Origin of the sequence: Bradyrhizobium lablabi, assembly GCF_001440475.1 — a bacterium.
Lineage (GTDB): Bacteria > Pseudomonadota > Alphaproteobacteria > Rhizobiales > Xanthobacteraceae > Bradyrhizobium > Bradyrhizobium lablabi.
Genome location: NZ_LLYB01000060.1, coordinates 2,477 through 15,287, shown reverse-complemented (window position 1 = coordinate 15,287; position 12,811 = coordinate 2,477). Strand labels below are relative to the sequence as shown.

Genomic DNA, 12,811 nt, shown 5'->3' with positions numbered 1-12,811 from the left:
TACGCCCCTCTTGCCGGGACGAGACGCGCGGAAATTGCCGCTGATTTGGGTGTGAGGGAAAGCAATATATTTTTGCGCGGACGACTGGACCGGGCAAATCACGTTGAAGCCATTGCGGAAATTCGCCTGAACGCGCAACGGCCGCCGCCATGGCAACAGATCGTAGCCCGTAGGGTGGGCAAAGCGAAGCGTGCCCACCATCGAGCCGCGCGATCGGTGATGGATGGTGGGCACGTCGCTAACGCTCCTTTGCCCACCCTACGGCCTACGGCTCTAAAAAAACTCACAACACCTGGTGCACGTCGATGACGACGCGGTCGGCGTGGCGGGCGGCGGAGGCGATGAACAGGTTTTCCATCAGCCAGCGATACTTTTCACTGCCCGTCTCGAATTTCGGGACGGTACGGAAATAGATCAGTTTGGGATCGACCGGCTCGCCGCGCTTGAGCTTTTGCAACAGTTCGACCGGGCCGAAGCGCAGGCCCTTGTTCTCGACATAGACGACTGCGCCGTCATCGGTTTCGAAGGCATATTTGGCTTCGAGCTCGATCAGCTCGTTCGGGCGGATGATCTGGAAGTCGGCGCCGAAGGGAAGAACCTTGCCGTTGACCTGCTCGCCCCTCACCTCGCCGCCTGTTATCGGAATGATCCGGCGCACGCCGGTGCCGATCTCGCCGGCCGAGGTTACCTCGCCGATCCGGGCGGTGATGGTGAAGACGTATCTGGTCTCAAGCTGCGGGGTCATCGCACCAATATCCTTTAGCACAAGCCCCTCATCCTGAGGAGTGCGGAACGCACGTCTCGAAGGATGAAGGCCCGACGGGGGCCGCATGGTTCGAGACGCCGCTGACGCGGCTCCTCACCATGAGGGGTTAGAGCGGTTATGACGTAGCAACACTATCCGGCCATGCGTTGCGGCAACCACAGGGCAAGTATCGGAAATGCGATCAGGATGACCAGACGGATCAGGTCCGTCGCCACGAACGGGATAACCCCGCGGAAGATGGTCGAGAACGACACATCCTTCACCACGCTCTTGATCACGAACACGTTCATCCCGACAGGCGGATGGATCAGGCCGAGTTCGACCGTCATCACGATGATGACGCCGAACCAGATCGGATCGAAGCCGAGATGCATGATGACCGGGAAGATGATCGGCACGGTGAGGATGATCATGGCCATCGCGTCCATCAGGCAGCCCAGCACCAGGTACATCACCATGATCAGCGCAAGGATGCCGTAGGGGCCGAGACCAAGCCCGGTGAGGAGCTCCGTCACCTTCTGCGGCGTCTGCGTCACCGTCAGAAAATAGCCGAAGATCAGCGCGCCGATCAGCACCGTAAACACCGCGGCCGCGGTGCGGGTCGCCTGCAGCAGCGAGTTCAGGATTTTCTCCTTGTCGAGCCGCCCGGTCAGCACGCCGATCAGGAACGCGCCGGTGGCGCCGACGCCGCCGGCTTCGGTCGGCGTAAAGCGCGGCAGGAATGGCAGGCCATACAGTCCGCCGATCACGAAGATGAACAGCAGCACCGGCGCCCAGATGTTCTTCAGCCCGGCGAAGCGCTCGCGCCAGGTGGTTTGCTTACCCGTCGGCAGGAAGTCCGGGCGAAACCAGCCGATCAGCGCGATGGTCACCATGTACATGGTCATCGCGAGCAGGCCTGGAATGATGCCGGCGATGAACAGTTTTCCGATGTCCTGCTCGGTGATGATGCCGTAGACCGCCAGCACAGTGGACGGCGGCAGCATCGCGCCCAGCGTGCCGCCCGCCGCGATCACGCCGGTGGCAAAGGATTGCGGATAGCCGAAGCGGCGCATTTCCGGATAGGCCACGGCCGAGAAGGTCGCAGCGGTCGCCACCGACGAGCCGCAGATCGCGGCAAAGCCGCCGCAGGCCGCAACCGTCGCGATCCCGAGCCCGCCGCGCAGATGGCCGACGAAGCCATTGGCGGCGCGGAACAGTTCACGGCTCATGCCGGAATTGCTGACGAACGTTCCCATCAACAGGAACATCGGGATCACGCCAAAAGTGTAATCGGTCACCGTGCGCATCGAGGTCTGGCCGACCAGTTTCAGCGCCGGCGCGAAGCCGACCAGGTAACCGAAGCCGCAGACACCGACGAGGCCCATCGCCATGCCGACCGGCACGCGCAACAGCATCAGCGCAAACAGCGAAACAAATCCGAGAACGGCGACGGCGTCGGTACTCATGTCGCCTACTCCACCGTCTTCACTTTGGCATCGTGGATATCCTCCGGATGGAAGATCAGCCGGTAGGTGCGGATCGCGATCAGCAGAACCGCGGCGCCGTCGCCGGCCCAGGCGATGGCGAAGAACGGCCAGGTCGGCATGTGCATGTCGAAGGTGAGCACGTTGTCGTTATAGGTGGTGCGCACCTTGTCGAACAGCGTCCAGGTCTGCACCGTCACCACGAACAGCAGCACCAGCGTGGCGAACACGTCGATCATGCGCTGATATTTCGGACCGACATTGGCCCAGACCAGATCGACGGTGATGTGGCCGCCGCGATAGCTGGTCGCGGCGATGCCCCAAAAGATCAGGATGCCGAGCAGCATGCGGCCGATGTCGAAGGAATCCGGGATCGCATAATTGAGGGTGTTGCGCAGCAGGACGCCGACGAAAATGTTGAGCGCCACGATACCGACGAAGCCGGCGGCGATCCATTCGATCGTGTCGATGAAACGATCCATCCACGCGCGATTCATGTCCGCTCCGAACGGCTGGCAATGGCTAAGGAGAAAACGGCGGCAGGATATTTCCCGCCGCCGGAAGGATGTTTACGCGTTTACTGCGCGAGCGCGTTGTATTTGGTGAGCGAGGCCTTCAGCTCGGCCAGCGCCGCATCCGGGTCGCCGCCGTTCTTCTTGACGCCGTCGCCCCAGGTCTTGACCAGCGGTTCGGCGGCCTTCTTCCAAAGTCCGATCTGCTGGGGCGTAAGCGTGTAGACCTCGTGGCTGGACTCCGCCTTGATCTTCGCGATCCCGGCGTCCTCCATCTTGCCCCAGTGCTCGCCGACCTTGCCGGCGGTCTCGGTGTTGCAGTTGTTGTCGATCGCCTTCTTCTGCTTGTCGGACATCTGGTTGTACTTGTCCTTGTTGATCACGAAGGCGAAGGTCGTGACATAGAGCGGCGCCTCCATGTCGTACTTCGTCACCTTGTCGATGCCGAACAGCAGCAGCGAGCCCCACGGAAAGGTGACGGCGTCAGCGACACCGCGCTCGATGATGTCGCGGACCTCAGGCGCCGACGACTGCACATTGGTGCCGCCGAGCTGGGTCACGAAATTGGCCATGGTGGCGTGGGCGGGACGGATCTTCATGCCCTTGATGTCGTCGGGCACGACGATCTTCTTGGTGCGGGAATGGAACGACGACGGGGAATGGACGAAGCCGAGGCAGAACTTGACGTCCTTCATCTCCTTCTCGGCATATTTTCGGTACCAGGCGTCCAGCGCCATCGAGCCGCCCTTGGCGTCCGACATCAGGAACGGCAGTTCGCCGGCGCCGATCAGGGGGAAGCGTCCGGGCTGGTAGCCGGGGTTGACGTAGGTGACATCGGCGATGCCGTCGCGCGCCATGTCGTAGTGGTCGAACGCCTTGCCTAGCTGCTGGGCCGGAAACACCTTGGACTTGATGGAACCGCCGGAATCCTTTTCGACCGCGGCCGCCCAGTCCTCCAGCGACTTCTGCAGGGGATGCGACGACGGCACCCAATGCGAAATCTTCAGGTCGAAGGTTTTTTCCTGCGCCAGCGCAGGCGTCACACCGGCCGCAAGCAGCAGCGCCAACAACGCTTTTCTCATGGACATTCTCTCCCCTGGCAGTTTCCTTGGCAGTTTCTTTGGCAGTCTGATGACAGGCCCGTTTACCCGGTCCCGTTAGTTAACATGTTATCTAACGCGCCCGCATTTTCAAGACGGGCGCGCGTTTTCAAAACGGACGTTCGGCCGCACCTCTTTGTGCGCTGCGGCGAATATCCATCATGGTTTTTGCACCGACGTCCGTTGCCAAAACTGTTATATGATATAATCATCAAGGCAAGTTCGCGGGCCGCGCCCCGCACACTACAGCAATCGGGGAGCCGGTCTTGAGGACAAAAGTCGCAATCATAGGTGCAGGTCCGGCAGGATTGTTGCTTGGGCAACTATTACACCTCTACGGAATCGAAAACATCATCCTCGAGCGGCAGACGGGCGAATATGTGCTCGGCCGCATCCGCGCCGGCCTGCTCGAGGAAGGCACGGTGGCGCTGCTCGACGAGGTCGGCGCCGGCGCGCGCGCCCATCGCGAAGGGCTGATCCATCACGGCGTCGAATTGGCGTTCGGCGGCGCCCGCCACCGCATCGACATGCACGGCGCCACCGGCAAGACCGTCATGATCTACGGCCAGACCGAGGTGACGCTCGACCTGATGAACGCGCGCAAGGCCGCCGGCCTCACCACCGTCTATCAGGCCGCCGACGTCAAGCCGCTCGATTTCGACACCGACCGCCCGCGCGTCAGCTATGTGAAGGACGGCGCTACCCACGAGATCGAATGCGACTTCATCGCCGGCTGCGACGGCTTTCATGGCGTCAGCCGCGCCAGCGTGAAGCCGTCGGCGATCCAGACCTATGAGCGGATCTATCCGTTCGGCTGGCTCGGCATTCTCTCGGAAACCCCGCCGGTCAGCCCGGAACTGATCTACTCCAACCATGCGCGCGGCTTTGCGCTCTGCACCATGCGCTCGATGCGCCGCAGCCGCTACTACGTGCAATGTCCGCTCGACGATCATATCGACCAGTGGCCGGACGAGCGGTTCTGGGACGAACTGAAGCGCCGGATCGACCAGAAGGCGGCCGACGAACTCGTCACCGGCCCCTCGATCGAGAAGAGCATCGCGCCGCTGCGCAGCTTCGTCGCCGAGCCGATGCGGTTCGGGCGGATGTTTCTGGCGGGCGATGCCTCCCACATCGTGCCGCCGACCGGTGCCAAGGGGTTGAACCTCGCCGCCAGCGACGTGCATTACCTTTCGCAGGCGTTGCGCGAATATTACGACGAGAAATCCTCCGCCGGGATCGACGTGTACTCGGCGCGTGCGCTGGCGCGGGTCTGGAAGGCGGTGCGCTTCTCCTGGTGGATGACCTCGATGCTGCACCAATTCCCCGACGAGGGCGAATTCGGCGCGCGCATCCAGCTTGCGGAGCTGGATTATGTCGTCAACTCGAAGGCGGCCTCGGCGTCATTGTCGGAGAATTATGTGGGGTTGCCGTTTTAGGCGAACATGTTCGTGAAATAACCGCGCCGTCATTGCCTGCGACAAACGCGAAGCGTTTGCGCAAGGGAGCGCAAACGACGAAGCAATCCATCGTCCCGCACACGCGGAAGCATGGATTGCTTCGCTCCGCTCGCAATGACGGGGAGAGAGCGCGGCATTTCAAACGACCACCGAAATCCCGTTTAAAACTTTGTAGGCGGTGACTTCGCGCGCGCGTTGCGTTCAATGACGACAAACGTCGTCAACATGCGAGCCGCCAATGACAACTGCCGACATTCCCGCAGGCTTCACGCCTCATACCCGCAAGAGCCCACTGACCGATCCCTGGGAGCCACTGTATTCGAAGCGGACCGACAAGGCGGTCATCATCGGGCTGCGCCTTGCAAAACCGCACACCAATGGCCGTGGCATGATCCATGGCGGGCTGATCGCAGCGCTGGCCGACGGCGCCATGGGCCATAGCTGCGCCCATGTGATGGGCGGCGTGTCATCGCTGGTGACGGTCGGGCTCGCGGTCGATTTCGTCGGCACCGCGGAGGTCGGGCAATGGCTCGCGATCGAGAGCGACGTCGTCAAGACCGGCCGGACGATCTGCTTCGCGCAAAGCCTAATCAAGGCCGACGACGTCGTGATCGCGCGGGCGAATGCGACGTTTCGCGTGGTGCCGAAGAAGGAGCCGGTGGCCTAAAGCGTGATGACTTTTCTTCGAATCGTCATCCCGCTTTAGCTTTTTGTTTGCGCATGATCTTTTCGGAAAACCGCTACACACTTTTCCGGGTCATGCTCTAACCGAAATGCCAGTCGGCCAGCTCGGTGACGAGATCGATGAAGGTGCGGACCTTGGCCGAGAGCAGGCGCGAGGTCGGGTAGACGATGTGGATCGGCATCGCCGGCTGTTCGAACGAGGCCAGCACGATTTTGAGCCGGCGTGCTCTCAGCGATTCGGCGGCCTGATAGGCCAGCACCCGCGTCAGGCCGCCGGCCTGTTCGGCGTACTGGATCGCGGCGTCCGAGCTGTTGGTGGCGAAGCGCGGCGTGCTGGCGATGCGGACCTCGCGGCCGTCCTCGACGAAGCGCCAGTCGAGCGCCGCCGTCATGGCGCCGAACTGGATCGTGTCATGCGCCGGGATATCGCCTGGCCGCCGCGGTTCGCCGCTCGCCCTGAGATAGCCCGGTGAAGCCACCACGATCCGTCGCATCTCGCCGACATGGCGCGCCACCAGCGTCGAATCGGGCAGATGCCCGATGCGGATGGCAAGATCGACGCCGTCCTCGACCAGGTTGACCATGCGGTCGGACAGACGGAGGTCGACGCTGACATCGGGAAAACGCTTCAGATAGGCTGTCACGATCGCGCTGACATGCAGCCGGCCGAAGCCCACCGGGGCCGAGATCACCAGTTGCCCCTCCGGCCGCGTCCGCTCACCGGCCACCGCGCCCTCGGCCTCCTCGATATCAGCCAGGATCCGCCGCGCCCGCTCCAGATAGCGCGAGCCCGCGTCGGTCAACGTCACCTGCCGCGTGGTCCGCTGCAGCAGCCGCGCGCCTAGGCGCTCCTCCAGCGCCGCGATCAGCCGGGTGACGGCGGACGGCGACAGGCCGAGCTTGCGCGCCGCGGGGGCAAAACCCCGCAAGTCGGCCACCGCGACAAAGGCCTGCATGGCATCGAGCCGGTCCATTCGACTATTGCATATCCAGCAATAGTGAAGTGTCAATTGCCCGGATTGTTTATGCTACGGAAACGTCCATTTTAGGGGGCGAAGGACGACCGTGTTGGCGCTCCATGAGGAGGCTCAGATGTCTGACGTTCACACCTATTCCAGCGACGTGGCGTTCACGCCGGCGGTGAAGGCGATCCAGGCCCGCAAGGGCTCGCGCGACGCCTATGCCAATGTCGAGGCGCGCGGCGGCTGGCGCACCGAGATCGACGAAAACCTCGCCGGCTTCCTCGCCGAGACCAACAGCTTCTTCCTTTCGACCGCCTCCGCCGACGGCCAGCCCTATATCCAGCACCGCGGCGGGCCGAAGGGCTTTATCAAGCTGCTCGACAAGAACACGATCGCGTTCGCCGATTACAGCGGTAACCGGCAATACATCACGCAGGGCAACCTGTCGGAGAATCCCAAGGCGCATATTTTCGTGATGGACTATGCGCATCGCCGGCGCGTGAAGATCTGGGGCGAGGCGCGCGTGGTCGAGGACGATGAAGCCCTGACGAAGGCGCTGATGCCGCAGGGCTACAAGGCGCGTCCCGAACAGGTCATCCTGTTCAGGATCGCGGCGTGGGACACCAACTGCCCGCAGCATATCCCGCAGAAATTCGATGCCGCCGATGTCGCGCAGGCGCTCGCCGTGCGCGATGCCCGCATCGCCGAACTCGAGGCGGAGCTGGCCGTCTTGAAGGGGCAGCCTGCCGCGGCGGATCCCACCTAAGCGGCCTGCTGCACCGGCGCCCAGGCGAATTCCGGGTAGTACAGCAGCATCATCCGGTCGACATAGGCGGTGAGGTTGGCGAACTGCTCGGTGCGTTGCCGAAGCTGCGATTCGAAGAACGGCGTGAGGATGCCGGCCAGCGCACCGAAGGCGGTGGCATCCATGCCGCAGGGCGTTTCGCCCATCAAAAACGGTTTGTCGCCAAGCTGGACCGACAGTGCAAACAGCGAGCGAACGGCAAGATCGATATCCTCGTCCGGCGCGTGGCGGCCGAGGCCGCTGAGCAGATAATTCTCGGCGACGCGGAACTGGGCGTCCTCGCGCATCTTCTCGCGCAGATGCAGCGGCGCGCTGTCGAAGAAATGCGACGGCCCCTTGGCAAAATTGTCGCCATCGACCCAGCGTGCGCCGACCAGCGCCCAATAGATGTGATGCTCGATCATCCGCTCGAAGGCCCAGGCCTGCGCCCGCGCCTGCAGGCTCAGCGGCGCGTCGAAATCGAAGCCGTATTTGGCTTCAAGATGGGCGCGGATGAAGGTGGAATCGGCGATGGTCTCGGCCTCGTCGACGATATAGGGCAACTGCCCCTTCGGGGAGGCCGGCGGCTTGGCCTTTTCCTTGCGATAGGCCAGACCCGCCATCTTCAGCTGGACCTCGGTCTTGGTCACAAAGGGGCTGATCTCCGGCAGGCCGAAGCCGGCGCCGAAGCCGTAAAGGACAATCATGCTGGTCTCCCGATCTCAAAACGTGCCCCGAGGCTAGCGCCCCCCTGCTGCCACCATGGTGTCAGCAGCAGCAATGCCGGCTATGGCGTTCCTCCTCCCGCGGAGTACGGTGCTTGCGCGCCCACGCCACGAGTTGCGCTCGCGCCAGGGCGCACATTGCCGTGAGCGAGCGGCATGCCAGCTCGACCATCGCCCAACGCAGGTCTGACGTGACGCACTGGATGGAAACCAGTTGTTCGAGGGCTAAGGTCTGGGCATCTGCGAGCGGCAGGCGGTTTCCCCGGAGGCCGAATTCGCTGAAAATCGTCATGGACAAGTTCCCTTCAATTGCGGTGTTGTCCCTTGATACAAAAGGCCTGCTGCCAACATGCTGTCAGCATGGCGCAGGCCGCCTTTAGGACCTTTAGGAAAAGAGAGCCATGAGACGGGCCGACCGGCTGTTTCAAATCATTCAGGTGCTCCGGCGCACCCGAAAACCTTTGACGGCGGATGCGATCGCAGCGGAGCTGGAGACGTCGAAGCGAACCATCTACCGCGATATAACGACCCTGATCGAACAGCGGGTGCCGATCCGCGGTGAAGCCGGCGTCGGCTACATCCTGGAAAAGGGCTTCGACCTGCCGCCCTTGATGCTCACGCCCGACGAGATCGAGGCCTGCGTGCTCGGCGCCCAATGGGTGGTCGGCCATGCCGATCCCGCGCTGGCGCGGGCCGCCCAGGACCTGATGGCGAAAGTCGCCGAGACAGTGCCCGAGCGCCTGCGGCCATTCGTGCTGGAACCCGCGAGCCGCGCCCGGCGGGCATGGAACCGGGAGCCCGACCGCATCGACATGGTGCGGACCCGGTCGCAGATCCACGACGGCAAGAAGATCACGCTGAATTATCGCGACGAACACGGCCGCGACAGCCAGCGCACGATCTGGCCGATCGCGGTCGGCTATCACGAGGCGGTGCGTATCCTGGCGGCGTGGTGCGAGCTGCGGAAGGATTTTCGCAGTTTCCGCACCGACCGCGTCGTCGACGCGGTCTATCACGACGAAAAATACCCTGAACGGCGCGACATCCTGCGGGCGAAGTGGCGGCGCAGCCTGGTCTGGGAAGCGCCGAAGGATACCTGAGGGCCGCTGGCCGGGGCCGTCATTCCGGGCTAAAGGCTGTTCATGCAAGGAAGCGTCGCCGATAACCAAAGCACCTGCCAAAGTCCCTGCCAGGCCTGCGGCGCCTGCTGCAGCTACTCGCGGAACTGGCCGCGCTTTACCATCGAGGACGATGCGGCGCTCGACCTGATCCCGGAACGGTTCGTCAACGAACGGCTGTCGGGCATGCGCTGCGAGGGCGACCGTTGTTCGGCGCTATCAGGCAAGGTCGGCGAGGCGACATCGTGCATGGTCTACGCGGTGCGGCCCGAAGTGTGCCGCACCTGCATGCCGGGCGACGTCGAATGCGCGATGGCGCGAAAGCGGCACGGATTGCCGATTCTTCCCGTTGTCCCTGCCTAGAACGGTAGCCCGGATGGAGCCAACGGGTCGCGCGAATGCGCCCGATGACAGGCTCCGCGTAACCCGGGAACGGTTTAGCGGCGTGTAAGAAAGCCCCGGGTTGCGCTGCGCTTCACCCGGGCTACGCGTATCAGGCCGTTACGGCTTCCGCAAAATCTTCCTCGTCGATCTCGTCGTCGATCGGCTTGAAGGTCGAGAGCGGCTTGGTCGAGAGGGTGATCGGCTTGCGGCCATTTTGGGAGGACGACGAGGCGGAACGCGCGGCGGGTTCGCGCGACAGCGCATAGAGCGTGGAACCGACCCGGCCGCCGAAATGGATCAGCTCGCGTTCGGTGCAGCTCGCGGCGATGGCCAGGGCCAGCGCGTGCAGATGGCTGCGGCGGTAGCAGAACAGCGCCAGCATGGCGCGGACCTCGGACGAAACGCTGTCCACCAGCAGCGGCAGGCCGTGCGCATTGGCGCGATACATCTCGCCCAGGAGCTCGTCGCGGACTGGACAGAAATCATTCTCGAAGGCTTCGCGGCTTGAAAACATTGCGGGTTCTCCCTTTTCGGAAGATGCCGCGCAATTCTCTAATGAAGGGTTAACCACGCTAGCCAGTAGTGTTCCGGGGGACTTTCCAATCACGACTGAAGCGGAATCGACACATGATTCGTAGCCGAAGCGGAGGCGACGTTTTCCGATGTCGAAGGATGATTGAAACCAGGAGCGCGACCGCGCCGAATGCGGGATCAGTTCGCCGCCATGAAGATCGCCAGGCCGAAACCGGTGAGATGGTGCAGCGCCTGGTCGACGCCGATCAGCGTCCAGAACCACGGATGCTCGTTCTCCTGCGTCACGCCGAAGCGGGAGGCGATGATCCCCTTGAGGCGGTCGACGATCAGGTGAATGAAGAAATCGATAAAGGCGACGAACCAGAAGCGCGGCGCGACGATCAGGATCAGCACCAGCGATACCGCCAGGTGCACGAGGCAATGCGCCAATAGCGGCATGGCCCAGCCGGTCTTCTGATCCTTGCCGATCGCCATCCAGGAAGTTTGCAGCATGAAGTCGGCAATGACGTGCTTCACGGTCAGAAGCAGCATCCATCCTATCAGCGCACCTACCGGGACCGAGGACGACATCGAAGGAAACAACAAAGCTGACGCCCTCTGCTGGGACTGACGGGGTGGCGAAAAAACCGGGGCCTAGGCTGTCAGCGCAATGTTTTTTTCAAACCCGGACTACTCTAACGTTGCCTTTATTTATGACATCTCCCGGGCCAGAATGCACCTCTCGGTAGTCTGAAAATCGCACGGTGTGGCGGAACTGCGATACTGCGGCTCCGGCGTGCAGCGGGCTTATGGGGGCAAGGTTACCGGCCCGCGCGATTTGCAATCCCATAGGAGCGGGCTATCATTGCCCGGGAGGCAAAATTATCGTTCTTTTCTAGGCATTTACGAATTCATTCGGACGCCTGCCGCGCCAGTTCGGCGGCGACACGTCCCAGCCCTTCCGGGTACGAGCCATGAGTGCTGAAGCCCCAACGCCGCATCCGAAAATGCCGCGTCGCCGCATCCGAACCGTCAAGAGCAACCGGGCCCAGATCCTGCTGTTTTCCATCCTGACGCTGGTCCTCACCGCTGCCGTGGTCTGGGGCGGCCGAACCCTGCTGCGCAATTCCGAGACGCTGGTATTTGCGGTCGGCGATACCAACGGCCCCGAGGCGCGCTTCGCCGCCCGTCTGGCGACGGTGCTGAAAAATAATTCCTCGCGGCTGCGGCTCAAGATCGTGCCGAACGGCGACAATGCCAGGGCTTTGTCGCAGTTCGACCGCAAGGAAGCCAACCTTGCGATATTGCGCACCGACGCCAGGATACCGCCCCGCGCCCGGGCACTGGCGATCCTCGAACACGACCTGCTTCTCTTGATCAGCCCGAGCGGCAAGAAGATCAAGACCATCGCGGACCTGAAGAAAAAGAAGATCGCGGTCATCGCCGACAGTGAGAGCGGGGCTGCGCTGGTGCGCAATATTCTCGAATTGTCGGATACGCCGGACGCGGCGACGCGGGTGCAGATGGCGCCGCCGGGCCAGACCTTCGACCAGCTTTTCTCCGCGGGCTTCGGCGCCGTGATCAAGATTGCGCACGCCTCGCAGATCGTAAAGGACAAGAGCTACGAGCAATATGCCAGGCGCGGCGGCTTCACGCTGAATGCCATCGAGTCGGCGAAGGCGATCGCGCGGAAATATCCGGCGCTATCGGAGGAAACGGTGGCGACCGGCATGCTGTCCGCCTCCCCCGCCCTCCCTGCGGAAGACGTCGACACGATCGGGCTCGAATGGCTGCTGGTCGCGCAGTCCAAGCTCTCGACCACGACCGTTGGCGACCTGGCGCGGATCATCTACGAGAACAAGGCCGAGCTCGCGCTTCCCGATGGTTTCGCCTCCAAGATCGAGCCGGCGGCGACCGACAAGGACGCCTTCATCGTGGCGCATCCGGGCGCCGCCGAATACATCAACGACGAGATCAAGTCATTCGTCGAGCGCTACAGCGACCTGATGTATGTCGCACTCGCCGCGCTCAGCATCATCGGCACGATCTTTGCCGCCATCTATGCCAAGATTACCCGGGTGGCGCCGGAAAAGGCCAGCCAGCTCGCAACCGCCATTCTCGATGTCGGCGAGCGCATGGAATACGCCAACTCGCTGGACGCGCTCGACGAGCTGCAGGACGAGCTGGAAACGATCCTGCGCGGCGTGGTGATCGGCTTGCGCGATGGCACCATCAGTAGCGACGGGCTTGATACCTTCAAGCTCGGCTATGAATTCGTGCGCGACGAGATCGGCCTGCGCCGCGAACATCTCAAGCGCCACGCCGCGCAGGATGAAAAGG

At 62.8% G+C, this 12,811-nt stretch carries 16 protein-coding genes; 6 read left to right on the top strand and 10 right to left on the bottom strand.

The genetic code is table 11. The features are described 5' to 3' along the window. The 5 genes from CQ14_RS45265 to CQ14_RS12960 form a co-directional block, all read right to left on the bottom strand. The coding region (locus CQ14_RS45265) for a hypothetical protein (RefSeq protein WP_210183159.1) at positions 1-234 on the bottom strand (234 nt) is incomplete at its 3' end. A gap of 49 nt (positions 235-283) precedes the next feature. Continuing rightward, a complete protein-coding gene (locus tag CQ14_RS12975; RefSeq protein ID WP_057858277.1) occupies positions 284-745 on the bottom strand; it encodes a DUF3237 domain-containing protein in 462 nt (153 codons plus the stop codon). 152 nt (positions 746-897) lie between these two features. Beyond that, entirely contained in the window at positions 898-2,214 is a 1,317-nt protein-coding gene (locus CQ14_RS12970) for a TRAP transporter large permease (RefSeq protein ID WP_057858276.1), read from the bottom strand. 5 nt (positions 2,215-2,219) lie between these two features. Further along, a complete protein-coding gene (locus CQ14_RS12965; RefSeq protein ID WP_057858275.1) occupies positions 2,220-2,729 on the bottom strand; it encodes a TRAP transporter small permease in 510 nt (169 codons plus the stop codon). An 80-nt stretch (positions 2,730-2,809) separates the two neighbouring features. Beyond that, complete coding sequence (locus tag CQ14_RS12960) at positions 2,810-3,826, bottom strand: TRAP transporter substrate-binding protein (protein WP_057858274.1); 1,017 nt, start codon at positions 3,824-3,826, stop codon at positions 2,810-2,812. Between the two features lie 284 nt (positions 3,827-4,110). Between CQ14_RS12960 and pobA the strand changes: the two genes are divergently transcribed. Together pobA and CQ14_RS12950 are read left to right on the top strand one after the other, a co-directional pair. Then, on the top strand, positions 4,111-5,280 hold the full coding sequence (gene pobA, locus CQ14_RS12955; RefSeq protein WP_057858273.1) for a 4-hydroxybenzoate 3-monooxygenase: 1,170 nt from the start codon (positions 4,111-4,113) through the stop codon (positions 5,278-5,280). Positions 5,281-5,539: 259 nt separating this feature from the next. Next, entirely contained in the window at positions 5,540-5,968 is a 429-nt protein-coding gene (locus CQ14_RS12950) for a PaaI family thioesterase (RefSeq protein ID WP_057858272.1), read from the top strand. 97 nt (positions 5,969-6,065) lie between these two features. Here the strand turns inward: CQ14_RS12950 and CQ14_RS12945 are convergent, their stop codons facing one another. Further along, the gene (locus CQ14_RS12945) at positions 6,066-6,959 is read right to left on the bottom strand and encodes a LysR family transcriptional regulator (protein WP_057858271.1); all 894 of its coding nucleotides are present in this window, start codon (positions 6,957-6,959) and stop codon (positions 6,066-6,068) included. A 118-nt stretch (positions 6,960-7,077) separates the two neighbouring features. Here CQ14_RS12945 and CQ14_RS12940 point away from each other — a divergent pair, with 118 nt between their 5' ends. Next, entirely contained in the window at positions 7,078-7,713 is a 636-nt protein-coding gene (locus CQ14_RS12940; RefSeq protein WP_057858519.1) for a pyridoxamine 5'-phosphate oxidase family protein, read from the top strand. Here CQ14_RS12940 and CQ14_RS12935 read toward each other — a convergent pair. Both CQ14_RS12935 and CQ14_RS12930 read right to left on the bottom strand, forming a co-directional pair. Then, positions 7,710-8,438: a glutathione S-transferase family protein gene (locus CQ14_RS12935; RefSeq protein ID WP_057858270.1), complete on the bottom strand. Its 729-nt coding sequence runs from the start codon at positions 8,436-8,438 to the stop codon at positions 7,710-7,712. The two genes, CQ14_RS12940 and CQ14_RS12935, sit on opposite strands and share 4 nt — an antisense overlap. A gap of 61 nt (positions 8,439-8,499) precedes the next feature. After that, a complete protein-coding gene (locus CQ14_RS12930) occupies positions 8,500-8,748 on the bottom strand; it encodes a hypothetical protein (RefSeq protein ID WP_057858269.1) in 249 nt (82 codons plus the stop codon). A 109-nt stretch (positions 8,749-8,857) separates the two neighbouring features. Between CQ14_RS12930 and CQ14_RS12925 the strand changes: the two genes are divergently transcribed. Together CQ14_RS12925 and CQ14_RS12920 are read left to right on the top strand one after the other, a co-directional pair. Then, a complete protein-coding gene (locus CQ14_RS12925) occupies positions 8,858-9,556 on the top strand; it encodes a helix-turn-helix transcriptional regulator (RefSeq protein ID WP_057858268.1) in 699 nt (232 codons plus the stop codon). Between the two features lie 42 nt (positions 9,557-9,598). Further along, positions 9,599-9,937, top strand: a complete 339-nt coding sequence (locus CQ14_RS12920) for a YkgJ family cysteine cluster protein (protein ID WP_057858267.1) — start codon at positions 9,599-9,601, stop codon at positions 9,935-9,937. Between the two features lie 130 nt (positions 9,938-10,067). On the opposite strand, the gene CQ14_RS12915 is transcribed toward CQ14_RS12920, so the two are convergent. Together CQ14_RS12915 and CQ14_RS12910 are read right to left on the bottom strand one after the other, a co-directional pair. Next, positions 10,068-10,472, bottom strand: a complete 405-nt coding sequence (locus CQ14_RS12915) for a hypothetical protein (protein WP_057858266.1) — start codon at positions 10,470-10,472, stop codon at positions 10,068-10,070. Between the two features lie 197 nt (positions 10,473-10,669). Then, positions 10,670-11,023, bottom strand: coding sequence for a DUF3307 domain-containing protein (locus tag CQ14_RS12910; RefSeq protein ID WP_199805521.1), 354 nt, complete (start codon positions 11,021-11,023; stop codon positions 10,670-10,672). A gap of 422 nt (positions 11,024-11,445) precedes the next feature. Here CQ14_RS12910 and CQ14_RS12905 point away from each other — a divergent pair. Continuing rightward, a partial coding sequence (locus tag CQ14_RS12905) for a TAXI family TRAP transporter solute-binding subunit (protein WP_082649843.1) occupies positions 11,446-12,811 on the top strand: 1,366 nt, incomplete at its 3' end.

What these genes read in the sequence shown, in the direction of transcription:
- CQ14_RS12920 (WP_057858267.1), top strand. Translation starts at nt 9,599, where the DNA reads ATGCAAGGAAGCGTCGCCGATAACCAAAGCACCTGCCAAAGTCCCTGC.
- CQ14_RS12935 (WP_057858270.1), bottom strand. Translation starts at nt 8,438, where the DNA reads ATGATTGTCCTTTACGGCTTCGGCGCCGGCTTCGGCCTGCCGGAGATC.
- CQ14_RS12975 (WP_057858277.1), bottom strand. Translation starts at nt 745, where the DNA reads ATGACCCCGCAGCTTGAGACCAGATACGTCTTCACCATCACCGCCCGG.
- CQ14_RS12940 (WP_057858519.1), top strand. Translation starts at nt 7,078, where the DNA reads ATGTCTGACGTTCACACCTATTCCAGCGACGTGGCGTTCACGCCGGCG.
- CQ14_RS12965 (WP_057858275.1), bottom strand. Translation starts at nt 2,729, where the DNA reads ATGAATCGCGCGTGGATGGATCGTTTCATCGACACGATCGAATGGATC.
- CQ14_RS12960 (WP_057858274.1), bottom strand. Translation starts at nt 3,826, where the DNA reads ATGAGAAAAGCGTTGTTGGCGCTGCTGCTTGCGGCCGGTGTGACGCCT.
- CQ14_RS12950 (WP_057858272.1), top strand. Translation starts at nt 5,540, where the DNA reads ATGACAACTGCCGACATTCCCGCAGGCTTCACGCCTCATACCCGCAAG.
- CQ14_RS12930 (WP_057858269.1), bottom strand. Translation starts at nt 8,748, where the DNA reads ATGACGATTTTCAGCGAATTCGGCCTCCGGGGAAACCGCCTGCCGCTC.
- CQ14_RS12945 (WP_057858271.1), bottom strand. Translation starts at nt 6,959, where the DNA reads ATGGACCGGCTCGATGCCATGCAGGCCTTTGTCGCGGTGGCCGACTTG.
- CQ14_RS12915 (WP_057858266.1), bottom strand. Translation starts at nt 10,472, where the DNA reads ATGTTTTCAAGCCGCGAAGCCTTCGAGAATGATTTCTGTCCAGTCCGC.
- CQ14_RS12925 (WP_057858268.1), top strand. Translation starts at nt 8,858, where the DNA reads ATGAGACGGGCCGACCGGCTGTTTCAAATCATTCAGGTGCTCCGGCGC.
- CQ14_RS12910 (WP_199805521.1), bottom strand. Translation starts at nt 11,023, where the DNA reads ATGCTGCTTCTGACCGTGAAGCACGTCATTGCCGACTTCATGCTGCAA.
- CQ14_RS12970 (WP_057858276.1), bottom strand. Translation starts at nt 2,214, where the DNA reads ATGAGTACCGACGCCGTCGCCGTTCTCGGATTTGTTTCGCTGTTTGCG.